General features: G+C 65.3%; 12 protein-coding genes. 6 read left to right on the plus strand and 6 right to left on the minus strand.

Annotation, left to right across the window (positions count from 1 at the left end):
* The first annotated feature begins 36 nt into the window (after positions 1–36).
* The 6 genes from ACE3P0_RS10710 (at position 37) to ACE3P0_RS10735 (ending at position 10,413) form a co-directional block, all read left to right on the plus strand.
* Positions 37–189: a rubredoxin gene (locus ACE3P0_RS10710; RefSeq protein ID WP_206256560.1), complete on the plus strand. Its 153-nt coding sequence runs from the start codon at positions 37–39 to the stop codon at positions 187–189.
* Positions 190–350: 161 nt separating this feature from the next.
* Positions 351–707 carry a PleD family two-component system response regulator gene (locus ACE3P0_RS10715; RefSeq protein WP_172202666.1) on the plus strand — a complete coding sequence of 119 codons (357 nt, stop codon included), beginning with the start codon at positions 351–353 and terminating at the stop codon, positions 705–707.
* A 26-nt stretch (positions 708–733) separates the two neighbouring features.
* A complete protein-coding gene (locus ACE3P0_RS10720) occupies positions 734–1,099 on the plus strand; it encodes a response regulator transcription factor (RefSeq protein ID WP_172202444.1) in 366 nt (121 codons plus the stop codon).
* A 16-nt stretch (positions 1,100–1,115) separates the two neighbouring features.
* Positions 1,116–1,637, plus strand: a complete 522-nt coding sequence (locus ACE3P0_RS10725; protein WP_172202445.1) for a chemotaxis protein CheW — start codon at positions 1,116–1,118, stop codon at positions 1,635–1,637.
* 64 nt (positions 1,638–1,701) lie between these two features.
* Positions 1,702–3,855 carry a methyl-accepting chemotaxis protein gene (locus tag ACE3P0_RS10730; RefSeq protein ID WP_374402604.1) on the plus strand — a complete coding sequence of 718 codons (2,154 nt, stop codon included), beginning with the start codon at positions 1,702–1,704 and terminating at the stop codon, positions 3,853–3,855.
* A gap of 24 nt (positions 3,856–3,879) precedes the next feature.
* A complete protein-coding gene (locus tag ACE3P0_RS10735; RefSeq protein WP_374402606.1) occupies positions 3,880–10,413 on the plus strand; it encodes an Hpt domain-containing protein in 6,534 nt (2,177 codons plus the stop codon).
* A 71-nt stretch (positions 10,414–10,484) separates the two neighbouring features.
* Here the strand turns inward: ACE3P0_RS10735 and ACE3P0_RS10740 are convergent, their stop codons facing one another.
* The 6 genes from ACE3P0_RS10740 to ACE3P0_RS10765 form a co-directional block, all read right to left on the minus strand.
* The gene (locus ACE3P0_RS10740; RefSeq protein ID WP_374402607.1) at positions 10,485–11,924 is read right to left on the minus strand and encodes a deoxyribodipyrimidine photo-lyase; all 1,440 of its coding nucleotides are present in this window, start codon (positions 11,922–11,924) and stop codon (positions 10,485–10,487) included.
* A gap of 84 nt (positions 11,925–12,008) precedes the next feature.
* Complete coding sequence (locus ACE3P0_RS10745; RefSeq protein WP_374402608.1) at positions 12,009–14,057, minus strand: transglycosylase domain-containing protein; 2,049 nt, start codon at positions 14,055–14,057, stop codon at positions 12,009–12,011.
* A 3-nt stretch (positions 14,058–14,060) separates the two neighbouring features.
* Positions 14,061–15,152, minus strand: a complete 1,092-nt coding sequence (gene cca / locus ACE3P0_RS10750; RefSeq protein WP_374402609.1) for a multifunctional CCA tRNA nucleotidyl transferase/2'3'-cyclic phosphodiesterase/2'nucleotidase/phosphatase — start codon at positions 15,150–15,152, stop codon at positions 14,061–14,063.
* Positions 15,152–15,796: a glutathione S-transferase family protein gene (locus ACE3P0_RS10755; RefSeq protein ID WP_374402611.1), complete on the minus strand. Its 645-nt coding sequence runs from the start codon at positions 15,794–15,796 to the stop codon at positions 15,152–15,154. Before ACE3P0_RS10755 ends, cca begins: the two co-directional genes overlap by 1 nt.
* 13 nt (positions 15,797–15,809) lie before the next feature.
* On the minus strand, positions 15,810–16,772 hold the full coding sequence (locus ACE3P0_RS10760) for a complex I NDUFA9 subunit family protein (protein ID WP_374402612.1): 963 nt from the start codon (positions 16,770–16,772) through the stop codon (positions 15,810–15,812).
* Between the two features lie 13 nt (positions 16,773–16,785).
* Positions 16,786–16,995: hypothetical protein (locus ACE3P0_RS10765; protein ID WP_374402613.1), on the minus strand; the 210-nt coding region annotated here is incomplete at its 5' end.

A 16,995-nucleotide genomic window follows, 5' to 3' on the forward strand; every position in this document is an offset into this window, starting at 1 on the left:
ATGAGTTTGTCAGCCGATACCCCGATGCGTACCTGGATGTGCCTGATTTGCGGCTTCATCTACGACGAAGCGCAGGGCCTGCCCGATGAGGGCATCGCACCGGGCACGCGCTGGGAAGATGTTCCTCCGAACTGGACCTGCCCCGAATGCGAAGCGCGCAAGGATGATTTTGAACTCGTCGAAATCTGAGCACGAAACAGCGCCAAAGCCGGCGCTGCTGGCGTTTTGCGGTGCCGCGCGGGCAATTTCAGTTATATTCACGCGTCACATCGACAATTCCAACAATATGGGCATGAACTGCGGAGGTATGCGTCTTGGCTGATGCTTCGACCCTCAACGGCGTGAAGGTGATGGTCATCGACGACTCGAACACCATCCGGCGCAGCGCAGAGATCTTCCTCGCCCAGGCCGGCTGTCACGTGCTGCTCGCCGAAGACGGCTTCGATGCGCTGGCGAAGATCGCCGACCATCATCCCGACATCGTCTTCGTCGACATCATGATGCCGCGGCTCGATGGCTATCAGACCTGCGCGCTGATCAAGAAGAACCCCAAGTTTTCCGGCACCCCCGTGATCATGCTGTCGTCCAAGGACGGTCTGTTCGACCGCGCCCGTGGCCGCATGGTCGGGTCCAACGAGTATTTAACGAAACCCTTTACCAAGGACAGCCTGCTCAAGGCGGTAGCCGCACACGCCGGCCGCGCCTGACCCCGCTGAGCAAATAAGGAGCATCCATGCCGATCAAGAAGATTCTCATCGTTGATGATTCGCCCACCGACCGTTTTGCCTTGATGGAGTACCTCGTCAAGCAAGGCTACAACGTTGTTACCGCCGAAGATGGCGCCGACGGCGTGCAAAAGGCGAAGGCAGAACTCCCTGATCTGATCCTGATGGACGTCGTGATGCCGGGCATCAACGGCTACCAGGCCACCCGCACGATCTCGCGTGAAGACACCACGCGTCATATCCCGATCTTCATGTGCACCTCGAAGGATCAGGAGACCGACAAGATCTGGGGCATGCGCCAGGGTGCCAACGATTACCTGACCAAACCGCTCGATCTCGATCTGCTGCTCGAAAAGATCAAGGCCCTGGGCTGAAAGCGGAGCGGCGAGCATGGCCAAGCGCATCAGTCTGAGAGAGTTCCAGCAGGATCTTTCGAACCGTCTCGCCGGCACCAAGAACGCACCGGCCAAGCCCGCCCTGCTGGCGGTGCTCGCCGGCGGCGAGGGCTGGCTGGTCGATCTTGCCGATACTGGCGAAATCCTGGCCGTTCCACCGATCGCGCCTGTTCCGCTGACGCAGGACTGGTTCCGCGGGTTGGCCAACGTTCGCGGCAATCTTTTCAGCGTCGTCGATTTCCCGGCGTTCCTCGGTTTGTCCCAGGTCGTAACCGGCAGCGAATCGCGTTTGCTGCTGGTGGGCTCACGGCTCGGTGTGAATACCGCCTTGCTCGTCTCCCGCGCGATCGGTCTGCGCAACCCTGACGATTTCGATGTCGACCCGCGCTTCCACGACCCCCGTCCGTGGGTCGCGGGCGGGCTGCGTGATAGCCAGGATCGCCTCTGGAAGCGCCTGTCGGTGCGGCAACTACTCGCCGAACCGCGCTTCCTCGATGCGGCCAACGTGAATCACTGACCGCACAGCCCCTGAATACCCAAACGCTCACAACAACATAACGTCCGCACCTCGGAGTACCTGCATGGCCCTCAAACTGTTCGGCCGCACTCTCGGCCAGAAGCGCCCCGGCGCAGAGCTGTCCGGCGACAGCACGATCATGGAAGACACAGTGATGGAGGCCAAGGCAGGCGCTGCCACGGCCTCTGGACTGTCCCGACTGCCGCTGCTTGGCGGCAAGACGGTGGCCGAGCAGCTGCGTCTGCTAGGCATCCTGTTCGGTCTCTTCACGCTGATCGCGGTGGGCCTCACGGCATGGCAGCTGCGTAGCGCCGGATTCGGCACCGCCTACGTGTCGGCGGCTGGTCAGATGCGCACCCTGTCGCAGCGTCTCGCGAAAGCGGCGCAGCAGGCACTGCAAGGTAACCCGGGCGCATTCACCGAATTGAAGGACAGCCGTGAGCGTTTCGAGCAACTGCTTGGCGCGGTGAGCAATGGCGGTTCGGTCGACGGCACTTCGGTACCGGCGAGCGGTCGCAGCGTGCGTGAAGAACTCGACGGTGTCTCCAAGCTTTGGGAGAAAACCAACAAGGACGCGCAACAGCTGATCAGCCAGCAGAAGAACCTCTCCACCCTCGGTGCAGCGGTGACGACGATCAACTCGGAAAACCCGAAGCTGCTCGACTTGTCCGAGCAGGTTGCCGCGTTGAAGCTGCAGACCGGCGCGAATGCGCGCGAGATCGCGACCGCGAACCAGGTCGTGATGCTGACGCAGCGCATGGCGAAAAACGCCAACGCGCTGCTGGTTGCTGACGCGATCGACCCGGAAGTGGCCTTCCTGCTCGGTAAGGACGCGAACACCTTCCGCGAGCTGGTCGAGATTCTTGAGAACATGACGCCGGACTCCGACCGCGACATGAAGAACAAGATCGGCGCGCTGCGCGAAGCGGGCGAAGAACACCTGCAGGGCGTTCAAAGCATCCTTGGCAACATCCAGCTGCTGGTGCAGGCGAAGCGTGCCGGTAGCCAGATCTTCAACGATTCGTCCAAGCTGCTGACCGCCACCGACGCGCTGGCGACCGGCTACAACAAGGCCTACGTCGGATTCACCGCGCTGACCGCACTGATCATCCTGTTCGCGGCGCTGGCGCTGGTGACCCTCGCGCTGCTCGCGAAGGTCTACAACGACGACCTGAAGATGCGCCAGACCGAAGCGGAGCGTCAGCGTGCGCAGGCGGAAGGCGAAAAGAACGCCACCCAGCAGGCCATTCTGCGTTTGATGAACGAGATGGGCGACTTGGCGGATGGTGACTTGACGGTGCGTGCAACGGTTACCGAAGACATCACCGGCGCGATCGCGGACTCGGTTAACTACACGATTGAAGAACTCTCGGTTCTGGTACGCCGCCTGAACGACGCAGCAGGCCGCGTGACGGCAGCAACCGAATCCGCGAAGCAAACCTCGGATGAGCTGATCGACGCTGCCGAAAAGCAGTCGCGCGAAATTCAGCAGGCCGGCTCTCAGGTTACCGAGATGGCGCGTCAGATGACCGACGTGTCCGGTAACGCGCTGCAGTCCGCACAGGTTGCCCGCCGCTCGCTGGATGCGGCGCGAAAGGGCCAGGATGCGGTGCAGAACACGATCAAGGGTATGAACGAAATCCGTGAGCAGATCCAGGAAACCTCGAAGCGGATCAAGCGCCTCGGCGAAAGCTCGCAGGAGATCGGTGAAATCGTGGAACTGATTTCCGACATTACCGAACAGACCAACGTGCTCGCGCTGAACGCTGCCATCCAGGCCGCATCGGCCGGTGAAGCGGGCCGCGGCTTTACGGTGGTTGCGGAGGAAGTGCAGCGCCTCGCAGAACGTTCCGCCGAAGCAACCAAGCAGATCGCGGCGATCGTGAAGACGATTCAGACCGATACGCAGGATGCCGTGGCCGCTATGGAAAACTCGACCCGCGGTGTGGTTGACGGTGCCAAGCTGTCCGACGCTGCAGGTCAGGCGCTGGCTGAGTTGGGCGACGTGTCGGTGGAAGTGGCCTCGCTGGTTGAAAAGATCTCGTCCGACACGCAGAAGCAGGCGAACGTCGCGACCGAGGTGGCGGGCACCATGCGCGACATCCAGAGCCTGAACGAACAAACCACCCGCGGTACGCAACAGACCGCCGTCTCGATTGGCCAGCTCGCCGACCTCGCGGTCGAACTCAAGGGCTCGGTTTCCGGCTTCAAGGTGTAAGACCCGCAGGGAAAGACGCTGACGATGAATTCCGAGATGGAACTCGACATCGCCCCGCTGACCTGGGTCCGGGGCGAGATCGACGCTGCCCTGGCCCGGGCACAGGATGCTTTGACCAAGGTGGAAGCAGGCGAGGACCGCAGCGAGCAGCTGCGCTTTGCCCAGAACCATGTCCACCAGGTCCAGGGGGCGCTCTCCGTCGTCGGTCTCGACGGCGTGACACAGTTTGCTGAGGCGCTTGATGCGCTGCTCGCCTCGCTCGCCGGGGGGCAGATCGAATTTGGCGATACCCATGCGCCACTGCTGCGGCGTGCGCTGATTGCGCTTGGCAACTACCTTGCCGAGCTGCAGGACGGTGCGCTGCATCAGCCGCTGCGCCTCTACCCGCTGTATGCCGAGATCGCCGAAGCGCGTGGCATCGAGGTGCCGGGTCAGAGCGAACTGTTCTTCCCGAACCTAGCGGTGCGGCCGGCGCAGGATTCACACGTGAGTCTCGACCCCGCCGTGGCTGCGAAGGAGCTGCGTACAGCCCGTGCGCGCTTCGAAAAAGGCCTGCTGTCGTGGTTGCGCGAACCCGCGTCCGATAGTGGCCCGCGCCTCATGCTCGTGGCGATCCAGCGGATCGCAGCGATCAACCCCGCGCCTGGTGCGCAGGGCTTCTGGTGGGCGTCGATTGCGTTTTTCGAGGGGCTTGCGCAGCGCGCGATCCCCGCCGACCGCGACGCGCAACGCCTGTGCCGCCGCATCGATACGCAGATGCGCCGCTTGCTCGAAGGCTCGCACGTGGTCGCCGAGCGCCTGGTGCGCGACGTGTTGTTCCATGTCGCGAATGCCAGCATCAATACCGAACATGCGCGTGCGGTGCGCAATGCGTTCCGCCTCGATGCGCTGTTGCCGGCTGCCGCGGATGCGCGCATTGCCGAAACGCCGCTCGCTCCGGTGCAGCGCGCGTTGCGCGAAGCGATCGAAAACGCCAAGGAATCGTGGAACAAGTTTGCAGCGGGTTCCGCCGTTGGCTTGCCTCAGTTGCAGGACAATCTTGCGGCGGCGCGCGCGCCCTTGCAGACCCTGCATCAGCCCGCCGTCGCGCGTCTGGTTGAGGCGCTGCACAACACCGCAGCCTGGTTACGCAAAGATCCGCTGAAGTCGAATGACGATCTGTCGATGGATGTCGCAACGGCCCTGCTGATTGCCGAACAGGCCGTCGATGCGGCCTCCGCGCCGAGCCAGGATCTGCTCCAGCGTCAGGTCGATGCGCTGGTGGCGCGTTTGGCTGCACGCGAGGCTGGGCGTGATCCGGGCGAACTCGACGAGCATCTCTTCGGTGAGAGCTCGCGGCGCGCCCAGGAGCGCTTGTTCTTCAATCAACTCGCCCGTGAGATCCAGACCAGTCTTGGTCAGGTCGAACAGACCCTCGATACCTATTTCCGCAATCCGTCCAACGCTGCGGCGCTGGCGGGGCTTGCTGCGCCGCTCAAGCAGGTTGAGGGTGCTTTCTCGATGCTTGGCGAAGCCGATGCGGCGAAGCTGGTCGCCGAGAACGCAGCCCGTGTTGCGGCGCTGGGTGGCGACGAGGCGGTTGCGCCGGAGGTCTGCGAGCAGATCGCGCACGAATTCTCGGCGCTGGGCTTCTTCGTCGAGGCGCTGCGTTTCGGTCCGGCACGGCTGGAGAAATTCCTCGAACCGCAAGGTGGTGCTGTCGCACCGGAAGCGCCTGCGACCATCGAAGCGGAAGTGCGTCAGCAAAGCCGCGAGACGCAGCAGCTGATTCAGCAACTGGCCGAAGCGCCTGCAGACCAGAAGGTGCGTGACGAACTTAAGCAGAACCTCGAAACCCTTCGCGAAGATGCGGCGCTGCTGGCCGATGCCAAGCTTGAACAGCAAGCCCGCGAAGCGCTGGCAGCCCTCAAGACTGGCGACGACTCGGCCAAGGTGCAGGAAGTCGTTGCTGCGATTGCGCCGGCCGCTGCGCCCGAGCCCTCTGCCGACGCCGCACGCCTGATCTCGGCAAGCGAGGACGAGGTCGATGCCGAGCTGCTGGCGATCTTCCTTGAAGAAGCTCATGAAGTGCTGGAGACGATCCGCTCGCACCGCGAGGCCGCGTCGCTCGATCCGCACAATCAGGAAAACATCGTCACGATCCGCCGCGGCTTCCACACCCTCAAGGGTTCGAGCCGGATGGTCGGCCTCAACGACTTCTCCGACGCCGCCAAGGCGGTGGAGTTCTCGCTCAACCGCTGGCTGCAGCAGGAGCGCGACGCGACGCAGCCCTTCCTCGATCTGGTTGCGAATGCGCATGTGCTGTTCGGCGCATGGGTCACACAACTTGAGTCCGGTGGCAGCACATGGCGCGATGCCAGCGCGCTGATCGCCGAGACGAAGGCGCTCGACGCCTTGATGGAAGGCGTATCGTCAGAAGTCATGGCGCCCGTTGCGCCGTCGCAGCCCGCCGCAGTGGTCGAACCCGCTCAGCCTGCGACGCCAGAGAACGAGCTGGATCTCGAGCTTGAGTTCGATCAGGCCGAGCCGGAAATTGATCTCGCCTCGACGCTGCTTGCGCCGGTACAGGACGCAGTGGCCGAGGATGTCCAGGAGACGGTGGATCTCACCGCCACGCTGCTGGCGCCGTTCGACGACGCTGTCAGCGCCGCCGAGCCGGCGAAACCCTTGATGGCCGAACTGGACGAGATCAAGGCTGAAGCGGTCGAGCAGGAAGAAGTCTTCGACCTGACCGCCAGCCTGACCGGCCCGGAAGACCTCGCCGCACTGAGTTTCGAAGCCGAGCCGGAAGCGTTGGAAGAGCCGCCGATGATGGCGCCGATTCCATCGGCCCCGGTCGCGAGCGATGCCGCGATCGATTTCGATCTGGCCGAAGTCTCGCTGACCGACGAAGAAGCACTGCCGTCGCACCGGGAAGAGGAAGAGGTCGATCTGACCGCGACGCTGCTGGCGCCGCTCGAGATGCGCGAAGCCTTCCTCAACGCGCATGACGAACCTAGCGCGGTGGAAGCGGAACCCGAGCTGCCGACCCTTGACCTGGATCTCGAGCCCGAACCCGAACCCGAACCCGAGCAGGCGCCAGAAGCCACGCCGCAGGTCGCGACCGACGCGGAAGTGTCGATCGAACTCGCTGTCGAGCCCGAGTCAGTCGCGTCGGCCGAAGTTGCCGAGCAACCGGAAGCCGAGGAGGCCGCGGGCGAGCCCGATCTGTTGCTCGAATCGCTGCAGGGTGTGGACGTCGAACCCGCCGCCGAAGTGGCTTCGGAACTCGATGTCGCCGCGCTGAGCGAGCCCCCTGAATTCGCGGCCTCGGATGAGGCCGCAGCGCTTGAGCTCGAAGTGCCGCCCGTCGATGAAGGTACGGACGAGGCCAGCATCGCCGAGCTCGAAGCGCTCGATGTGCTCCCGGCGGAGGATGGGCTTGTCGAAACGCTGGCGCCCGCTGAACTGATTGAACCGGTGGATCTCGCGCTTGAGCCTGCGGGCTCCGATGCGCAGGAGCTGGACGAACTCGACGCGATCGATGATGTGGTTGCTTCGGGCGACCTCACGCTGGAAGAGCCCGAGGCCCCGGCGCCCGAGCCCGACACCGTGCGTATCGGCGAAACCGAGATTTCGCGTCAGCTGTTCGAGCTCTACATCGCAGAAGCGCATCAGCATGTTGCCACGCTACGCGAAGAGCTGCCGCGCTTCCAGCACAACCCGGTGCTGGTGCCACAGGAACCGGTGATCCGTGCCGCGCATACGCTCGGTGGTATCTCCGGTACCGCGCGCATCGATTCGATCCGTACGCTGGCCAAGGCGCTCGAACATGCGCTGGCCCGCCTGCATCTGGCCGAACAGGCGCCGACGCCGGATCAGGCCGACTTGTTCCGCCTCAGCGGTGAACGCCTGCAAGCCATGGTGGCCGAGGTCGACGCGCGGCAGATGCCGCTCGCCACGCCGGAGCTCGACGATGCGCTTGAGCGGGTCGTGGCCCATACCGAGCCGGAAGTTGTTGAAGAGGTCTTGGCGCCGGTCGATCTCGCCGATCTGAATGGCGCGATCGAGTCCGAACTCGTCGCCGAACCCGCGGTGGTAAGCGAAGCGTTCGCTGCACCGATCGAGGCTGTGCTGCCGGAACTCGAACCGGAATTGGTCAGCGAGGCGCCCGCCGTCGAGCAGGTCCTGCCGGAAGAGCTTGCGCCGGTGGCTGAGGCGGAGCAGGTGCAGATCGTTGCCGCCGTGGAGGCCGCTGAGCCTGAGCGTGCGGTGGTGCATGACGACCTCGACGAGCAGCTCTTGCCGATCTTCTTCGAAGAAGCCGAAGAGCTGATGCGCGATCTCGCCACCGAGGCGCGCAAGCTGCACAACCCGGCGGAAGCCGAGGAAGGCGCGCAGGCGTTCGCGCGCTTGCTGCACACGCTCAAGGGCAGTGCCCGCATGGCCGGCGCGATGACGCTCGGCGAGTTCGTGCACGGCATTGAGAACCGTCTGCTGCACGCACGGGCCGCTGGTGTCGATGGCACCCAGCTTGCCGACGACATGGAGAACGGCCTCGATGCAGTGGGCCATATGGTCCAACGCATGCAACGCGGCGAGCCGGCGCTGGCGCCGGTGGCCGCTGTGGCGGCAGCCCCTGTCGTCGCCGAGCAGGCGACGACGGAAGCCAGTGTGGCTGCGGCAGTACCCGCTGCGCCCAAGCCAGCGGCGCCCGCGATGGTCAGCGTCGAGGAGGCCGAGAGCCAAGCCGGGCCGCGCGCAACGCTGCGTGTGCGTTCCGACATGGTCGACCGCTTCGTCAACGAGGCGGGCGAAATCTCGATTGCACGGACCCGGATCGAAGGCGAACTGCGCACGCTGCGCCGCTCGCTGCTTGATCTGACGGAAAACGTGATTCGTCTGCGTAACCAGCTGCGTGAAGTTGAAATCGCCGCGGAAACGCAGATGCAGGCACGCGTCGCGCAAGCTGAGCATCAGCACGCCGATTTCGACCCGCTCGAATTCGACCGTTTCACCCGCTTCCAGGAACTGACGCGGATGATGGCCGAGTCGGTCGGCGACGTTACGACGATCCAGCAGAACTTGCTGAAGAACCTCGACGCTGCCGACACCGCGCTGCACGCGCAGGGCCGTTTGTCGCGCGACCTTCAGCAAGCGCTGATGGGCGTGCGTATGGTGCCGTTCGACGAACTCTCCGATCGCCTCTACCGCGTCGTGCGGCAGACGGCAAAGGAGCTCGGCAAGCGCGCCAACCTCGACATCCGCGGCGGCAATATCGAGATTGACCGCGGTGTGCTCGACAAGATGACCGCCCCGATCGAGCACTTGCTGCGTAACGCGGTTGCACACGGCCTTGAAACGCCGGAACTGCGTCGCGCGGCGAACAAGCCTGAAATCGGCCAGATCACGCTGACCATCACCCAGCGCAGCAACGAAGTCGCAATCGAACTGGCGGACGACGGTCGCGGTCTGGACTTCGACGGCATCCGCCGCCGCGCTGAGTCGAAGGGTTTCCTGACCGCGGGCGAGAACGTCTCCGATGCGCGTCTGACCCAGTTCATCTTCGAGCCGGGTTTCACGACCGCCGAGAAGGTGTCGGAGGTCGCGGGCCGCGGCGTTGGCATGGATGTGGTGAAGAGCGAAACCACCGGCGTTGGTGGCCGTATCGACGTTGGCTCCGTAGCCGGGCAGGGCGCACGCTTCCTGATCCACCTGCCGCTGACCCTCGCGGTGACGCAGGCTTTGCTGGTGCGTTCGGGCGAGCGTACCTACGCGATCCCGTCGAACATGGTCGAGCAGGTGCTGGAGCTCAAGCAGGATGCAGTCGACGAGCTGCGCGCCAACGGCTTCGCGATGTGGAAGGACCAGCGTTATCCGTTCTTCTACCTGCCACGCGTGCTGGGTGACCGCAAGTCGCAGCCCGCCGCTGGGCGCTTCCACTGGGTGCTGCTGCTGCGAGTGGGTACGGATGCGATCGCGCTGTACATCGACGAACTGCGTGGCAATCAGGAAGTCGTGGTCAAGAACGCCGGGCCGCAGTTCACGCGTTTGCAGGGCTTCTCTGGCGCCACGGTACTGGCGGACGGCGAGGTTTCGCTGATCATCAACCCGGTGGTGCTGGCCGATCAGTTGCAGTCCGCCACGGCACATGCCGAGGCAGCCGCTGCTGCGGGTGAGCCGGTTGCGCCGCCGCCGGTCGATACCTCTTACGTGCCGACCGTGATGGTGGTCGACGATTCGCTGACCGTGCGGAAGATCACCAGCCGTCTGCTCGAACGCGAAGGCTACCGCGTGGTGACGGCGAAGGACGGTGTCGACGCGCTGGAACAGCTGGTCGAAACGATGCCGGACGTGATGCTGCTCGACATCGAGATGCCTCGGATGGACGGTTACGACCTGACGCGCAACATCCGCGCCGACGATCGTCTGCGGCCGTTGCCGATCATCATGATCACGTCGCGCATGGCGGACAAGCACCGCAACTACGCGTTCGAGATCGGAGTGAATCACTACCTCGGCAAGCCGTACAACGAAGAAGAGTTGCTTGGTTTGATCCAGGGTTTCGTGAAGCGCTGAGCTTTTCGCTAACCGACATGAGAAACCCCGCCATGGCGGGGTTTCTTTTTTGTGCATTCTGCGCCGCAGCCTTACTCCGCTTCGACGGCTTTGACCTGCCTGAAGCGTTGCAGCGTGCGCTCGCGTGCCTGAGCGTGATCGACGATCGGGGCCGGGTAGTCGCCGCCGATGCGGCAGCGGTGCGCCGTTTGCTCCAGCGGGCTCATCAGCCATGGCGCGTGGATCCTGCGTGCGGGTACTTCGCTGAGTTCGGGTAGGTAGCGCCGGATGAAGCGGCCGTCGGGATCGAAGCGTTCTGACTGCGTCACCGGGTTGAAGATGCGGAACCACGGTTGTGCGTCACAGCCGGTTGAGGCGGCCCATTGCCAGCCGCCGTTGTTAGCCGCGAGATCGTAGTCGTTGAGCTTCTCCGCGAAGTAGCGCTCGCCGCGCAGCCAGTGGATGCCCAAGTCCTTGGTGAGAAAGCTGGCCACCACCATGCGCAGGCGGTTGTGCATCCAACCCGTCTGGTTGAGCTGGCGCATGGCCGCGTCGACCAGTGGGTAGCCGGTGCGCGCTTCACACCAAGCGAGGAACTGGCGCTCGGCATCCGGCCCCTCTTCCCAGCGAACGGCATCGAACTCCGGGCGGAAGCTGCGTGCTACGACATCTGGGCGATGCCACAGCACCTGCTGATAGAAGTCGCGCCAGATCAGCTCGTTGAGCCAGGTTTCCGCGCCTTTACCCGGCGTCTCGAAGGCGACGCGGGCGAGTTCGCGGATCGAGATGGTGCCGAAGCGCAAATGTGTCGAGAGATAGGAGACGCCTTTCACCGCCGGGTAATCGCGAGCCCGGTCGTAGTCGCCGATACGCGCGCAGAAGTCGTGCCACAGAGCACGCGCACCCGACATGCCGCAGGGCAGGGCGATGTCGCCAAGGTTGCTGGGTTCGAAGCTCAACTGCGAGAGGCTCGGAACCGGATACTCGGTTGGCGGCGCGCACAGGTGCGCGGCGTAGGGTTCAACCGGATAGGCCTGCAGGAAGAAAGGCGTGAGCTGGCGCCGCCAGGCGTTGCGGTAGGGCGTGAAAACCGAGAAAGGACGGCCGGCGCCGGTCAGCACTTCGCTCTTCTCGAAGATCACCTGATCCTTGAAGGTATGGAACGCGATGCCGGCGGCACCGAGCGCGCCACGCACCGCATCGTCGCGTACGAGCGCATCCGGTTCGTAATCGTGGTTCGCGTACACCGCCGTGACATTCAACCGCAGCGCGAGTGCCGGAACGGCCCCTCGCGCATGGTCATGAAGCGTGATCAGGCCTCCGCCGCGGGCGCGCAACGCGGTGTCGAGTTCGACGACGCTGGCACGGATGAACTCGACGCGGCGGTCAACGCGACTTGGCAGCGCATCGAGAATCTCGCGGTCAAACACGAAGGCGCAGTAGACCCGCGCATGCGTCTTGAGCGCGTGATACAGCGCGGCGTGATCGTGGTCGCGCAGATCACGGCGAAACCAGACAAGGGCAACGGACATGGTGGTGAGCGGTGCAGTTGGATGGGACAGACAGCAGCGTACTGCGCAAGTTCAACACATGCGAAAGGCCGCCGGCGGCGTTTGCTAGCGCGGCGCGCGCTGCGGCGCCGGGTTCGTACCGCCCCCAGGCGCAGGTGTTTCGTCCTGATAGCCGAGCGTGAGCTCGCGGCGATCCCACACCACGCCGTCGGGCGAACGCAGTTCGATACGGTAGTGGCCGGCCGGCGGCGCCCAAAGAATTGAGGCGCCTTCGCCGATCAGTTCATCGTCGGCCCACCAGCGGGCATCCGGTGTCGCTGGCGAACTCTCCAGCAGCAGGGCTTCGCCACTCCGCAGCGAGGTGTTCGAGTCCTTCCCGTCGGGTATCACGATCCGGTGTGGAAGCGTGTTTTCATGACCGGGCGCAACGGACAGCGAGACCTCGGTGCCTCGCAGGAACCACTCGCGGCGGGCTGGCTCGACTGGCGGGTCGAAGGCAACGACCCCCAGCACAACGCCGGTGGGTGTCCGGGGCGGCCTAGACGGCGGGCTCCCAAGGTGGCGCTGGATTGCACCGATGGCGCGCGCTGCGAGCCGCGTTGGCTGCTCAGCACCGCTGCCGCCACCCGACACCTGTACTGCGATCAGGTAGCGCTCGCCAGCGAGCATCGCGATGGCGGTATCGCGCGCCGCATCATTCATTCGCCATACCGCCTGCCAGCCTGCCTCCGGGCGCAATAGCTCGCTCGCAGCGCCCTTCTGTGTCGGGTCGGCAAGCCAGTCGGCAACAATGTAGGCGGTGTCGTTTCGCCACACACGTCGCGGTGTCGCGGCGGGGCCGTCAGCAGCCCAACGTGCGGCCAGCCAGTTGCCGCCGGCCACGAAGGTTCGGAAGGCCTGCGCGGCCTGCAGCAAATTCAGTTCGGGCGTGGCGCTGGCGTCTTTCGCGAGATCCAGCCCGGCCTGGCGCAGGCGCTCGCTCGGTGGGTCGGTCAGCGCGAGCAACGCCGCCTGACTGCCGGAGTCCGATTGCTGAAGCGTCACGCGCAGGCTGCGCCAGGGCGATTCGCCCTCGCTCAAGTTCGGCAGCAGGGTGGCCCCGGTTGCGAGCTTGCGCTCGATCAGGTTGGCCGCGCTGAATGGCAACCACAGCGCAGGCTGCACGCTCCGCACTGCCGTAACGGCATCGGCGCTGCGCGCGTCGAGTCCGCCTACCCATGCGCGCACGCTGGCGTCGCCAGTGTCGAGCACCAGCGCCGCAACGCTGCTGACGTGCGGGGTCGCGCCCTGCAGCCCGTCGCGCAGGCCGCTTGTTGCCGCCTGCTGTACTGCCGCGTCGAGCGTCGTCGTGACGCGTTCGCCGCCAGCGTGCAGCACTCGGCGCGCGAGGTGCGGTGCCAGTGTGAAACGCGGCCGGTTGCGCGGCGTGTCGAGCCGCGGCGCGAGTTCGTAGAGCCGCGGGCAGAGGTTGCCGACACCCATCTTCTTCGCGCGTGCGCAGGCGCGTCGCGCGGTACGGTCGGCACGTCCGTTCGGGCTTGGCAGCAGCGCGGTGATCAGCAATGCCTCGGGGCGATCGAGCGCCGCGGGCGATTTGCCGAACAGCACCGCGCTGGCCGCGTGCACGCCTTGCAGGTCACCGCGGAAGGGTGCGAGGTTCAGATAGGCCTCAAGGATCTGGGCCTTGCTCCAGTGTGCTTCGAGTTCCTGTGCAGCGAGACCTTGGTCCCATTTTTGGCCCACGCTGCGCCGCGCGCCGGGCGCGGCGGGAATTGCGATGGCGGGGTCGAGGAGACCGGCAAGCTGCATCGTCAGCGTTGAGCCACCGCGCTTGTTGTCATGCAGCAGGTTGTGCCACAGCGACCCGACGAAGGCGCGCCAGTCGACGCCCTCGTGTTCGTAGAAACGGTGATCTTCCGCCGCGATCAGCGCCTCGCGTAGCGCTGGCGAGAACTGTGCAAGCGGCACCCATTCGAAGCGGCGGCGCGTGAGGTCGAAGCGGATATCCGCGAGGGGCTCACCGTTTCGATCGAGCAACAGCGCGTCGGACGGGTGGTGCGCCGCACGGACCTGCTCGAAGCTCGGCAATTGTGCTGCGGCCGTGCCGCTTGCCAGGGCGGCGACCAGAACCCCACGACGAAACGCTTGCAACATGCCCTAGTCGAAACCTTTCGCAACCGCGGCGATGCGCGCTTCGCGGACACGGCGCGGAATCTCGCTCTTCTCCATACACAGCTTTGCGACCGCGCCGGCGTCCACTGCACGAGCGCTCTCCAACGCGTTTGCAATGCGGGCCAGCGGTGCCTTGGGCACCAGATGCGCGGCGCAGGCGAGCAGGTCGGCAAAGCGACGCGGCCGTCGCCAGGCGTCGCAGCGATCGAACAGCGCGATCAGCGTGGCGGCATCCAGCGTGGCGGTCTTTTCGAACACCTGCTGCTCGCACCACAGCAGTTCTGCCAGTTCGCGCGGATCGGTCGGCACGCGCAGATCGATGCACAGCGCTTCGAGTGATGCGACGCTGTCGAGCGCGGCGGCGAGCAGGGCAAAGCGGCCGTCGAGGCCCAGAGCGCCGGCATGATCGAGGCGCCGCCCGATGACACGCCGCTCGGCCTCCCAGGCGTGGTTCAGGGCTGGCGCGAGCCGCGCCAGCGCGCCGCAGTCATGCAGCAGCGCAAACATGCGCGATGGCACGGTGGCGAGCAGGCCGCGCGAAATCTCTTGCCACACCCGCTCGGCCACCAGGTGGTCGACCTCGCCTGCATCGACCATCTCGCGCATCAGGGCGAGCGTTTCGTCAGCCACGGTGAAGTCGGGGAAGCGAGCGGCGAAGCGGGCAATCCGCAAGATGCGCACCGGGTCCTCGGCGAAGGCCGGGCTGACATGCCGCAGTACGCGGGCCGCGAGGTCACGCTGGCCGCCGCAGGGGTCGATCAGCTGGCCGTCCTCGTCGCGCGCGATCGCGTTGATCGTCAGGTCGCGGCGTTTCAGGTCCTCTTCCAGCGGCACGTCGGGTGAGGCGTGGAAGACGAAGCCGTGGTAGCCGGGTGCGGTCTTCCGCTCGGTACGCGCGAGGGCATATTCCTCCTGCGTCTTCGGATGCAGGAAGACCGGAAAATCCTTACCGACCGGCCGGAAGCCCTGCGCGAGCATGTCTTCCGGCGTGGCGCCGACAACGACCCAGTCGCGGTCGGCCACCGGCAAGCCGAGCAGGGCGTCGCGCACAGCACCGCCGACCACGTAGGCACGCATCAGTCGGGCAACTCGTCGGAGGGCACGACTTCGCCTTCGGCCAGTGCGGCGGCTTGCCATTCGCGCATCGCCGGGTGGGCCAGCATCGTCGCGAGGTAGGCGCCGGCTTCGCCGCTGGGTTCGACGCCGTAGGTCTGGAAGCGGAAGCACACCGGCGCGAACATCGCATCGGCGGCGCTGAAGCTGCCGAACAGGTAGGGGCCAAAGCGGCCGTAACGTTTGCGGCAGTCGAGCCAGATCGCGATCACGCGTGCGATGTCGGCTTCCGAGGCCGGTGTGCGGCCGCGCCCCGGCATCTGGCGGCGAATGTTCATCGGCATCTGGCTGCGCAGCGCCGGGAAGCCTGAATGCATCTCTGCACTGACTGCCCGTGCATGGGCGCGCGCCGCGGCCGTGGCGGGCCACAGCTGCGGAAAGCGCTCAGCGAGCGTCTCGATGATCGCGAGCGAATCCCACACCGTCAGCGCGTCGTCGATGAGACAGGGCACACGGCCCGAGGGGGAATGCTCAAGGATGCGTTCGTGCGTATCCGGCTGATCGAGCAGTACGCGGACTTCCTCGAAGGGCTGGCCGACTGCGCGCAGCGCCAGCCAGGCGCGTAGCGACCAGGACGAGTAGTTCTTGTTGGCGATCACGAGTTTCATCGGGGACTCCGGCTTACGGGGTACGGCGGACATGACTGCGCAGGCGCGCATAGCGCCCGCGTTGGGTGCGATTGCCAAGCCAGCCCGGTGCCACTGCATCGAGTGCGGTGGGCGTGAGGCCAAAGGGCTGCGCCGCGCCGCTGGCGACGTTGTCGCGATCCATCGAGCGCACGTTATCGGGGCTCATCAGCCCCCCCGGCAGCCACGACAGCACCGCGGCCTGCAGCATCGCAAGGCTGCGCGGCAGCGGCAGCACCAGCGGACGATGGCCGCCGAGGCGAGCGGCATAGTCCACCAGTTGTGCAAGCGTCCAGACATCGGGGCCCGCCAGTTCGTGTGTTTCGCCAATGCCCAGATCCAGTTCGATCGCGGCGATGATTGCACGACTTACGTCGCCAACGAACACCGGCTGGAAGCGCGCACCTGCACCACCGAGCGGGATCAGCGGGAAGCTGGCGGCAAGGCCGGCGAACAGGTTCAGGAAGCGGTCTTCCGGCCCGAACACGACCGAGGGGCGGAAGATCGTCCAGCGCAGCGCGTCGCTCGCCGCGCGGATCGCGGCCTCACCATCGGCCTTCGATCGTTGGTATTCGGATGGCCCGTCCTGCGCCGCACCGAGGGCACTGATGTGGATCAGACGCTGAACGCCGGCACTTTGGGCTGCAGTCACGATGCGCCGCGGCAACTCGACATGCGCCTGTGCGAAAGCCGGCCCGTATGGTTTGCCGGAGGGCGAATGCAACACGCCGACCAGGTTCACCACGACATCGACGTCGCGCATCAGCCGCTGCAGGGTATCGGCGTTGAACACATCTGCTTCGAGCAACTCGCACGACGGCAGCACCAGCAAAGGCTCGCCGGTGCTCAGGCGCCGCGTTGGCACCCGCACGGCTACACCGCGTGCTGAAAGTCGGTTGGCGAGGTGGCGGCCGAGGAATCCGGTGCCGCCGATGATCAGAACACGTTTGGCTTGCATGAGTTTCGCAGGGTCAATTGCCGCCGTCGCCGGCGGGCATGTCGTTGAGTTCCGGCACATCAAGGCCCGCGGTGCCGTTGGGCTGCACGGTGCCGAGGCGTTGCTTGAGCGACTGCGGTTTGCCCGTCAGTACGGCGGCGTAGGCCACCGTGTTGGCGAGCACCTTCTTCACATAGTCGCGCGTCTCCGAGATCGGGATCGTCTCGGCAAATACCGCGCCCTC

This window comes from Niveibacterium sp., from assembly GCF_041909475.1.
Classification (GTDB): Bacteria; Pseudomonadota; Gammaproteobacteria; order Burkholderiales; family Rhodocyclaceae; genus Niveibacterium.

What these genes read in the sequence shown, in the direction of transcription:
- cca (WP_374402609.1), bottom strand. Translation starts at nt 15,152, where the DNA reads ATGCGTGCCTACGTGGTCGGCGGTGCTGTGCGCGACGCCCTGCTCGGC.
- ACE3P0_RS10745 (WP_374402608.1), bottom strand. Translation starts at nt 14,057, where the DNA reads ATGTTGCAAGCGTTTCGTCGTGGGGTTCTGGTCGCCGCCCTGGCAAGC.
- ACE3P0_RS10720 (WP_172202444.1), top strand. Translation starts at nt 734, where the DNA reads ATGCCGATCAAGAAGATTCTCATCGTTGATGATTCGCCCACCGACCGT.
- ACE3P0_RS10735 (WP_374402606.1), top strand. Translation starts at nt 3,880, where the DNA reads ATGAATTCCGAGATGGAACTCGACATCGCCCCGCTGACCTGGGTCCGG.
- ACE3P0_RS10755 (WP_374402611.1), bottom strand. Translation starts at nt 15,796, where the DNA reads ATGAAACTCGTGATCGCCAACAAGAACTACTCGTCCTGGTCGCTACGC.
- ACE3P0_RS10730 (WP_374402604.1), top strand. Translation starts at nt 1,702, where the DNA reads ATGGCCCTCAAACTGTTCGGCCGCACTCTCGGCCAGAAGCGCCCCGGC.
- ACE3P0_RS10725 (WP_172202445.1), top strand. Translation starts at nt 1,116, where the DNA reads ATGGCCAAGCGCATCAGTCTGAGAGAGTTCCAGCAGGATCTTTCGAAC.
- ACE3P0_RS10760 (WP_374402612.1), bottom strand. Translation starts at nt 16,772, where the DNA reads ATGCAAGCCAAACGTGTTCTGATCATCGGCGGCACCGGATTCCTCGGC.
- ACE3P0_RS10710 (WP_206256560.1), top strand. Translation starts at nt 37, where the DNA reads ATGTGCCTGATTTGCGGCTTCATCTACGACGAAGCGCAGGGCCTGCCC.
- ACE3P0_RS10715 (WP_172202666.1), top strand. Translation starts at nt 351, where the DNA reads ATGGTCATCGACGACTCGAACACCATCCGGCGCAGCGCAGAGATCTTC.
- ACE3P0_RS10740 (WP_374402607.1), bottom strand. Translation starts at nt 11,924, where the DNA reads ATGTCCGTTGCCCTTGTCTGGTTTCGCCGTGATCTGCGCGACCACGAT.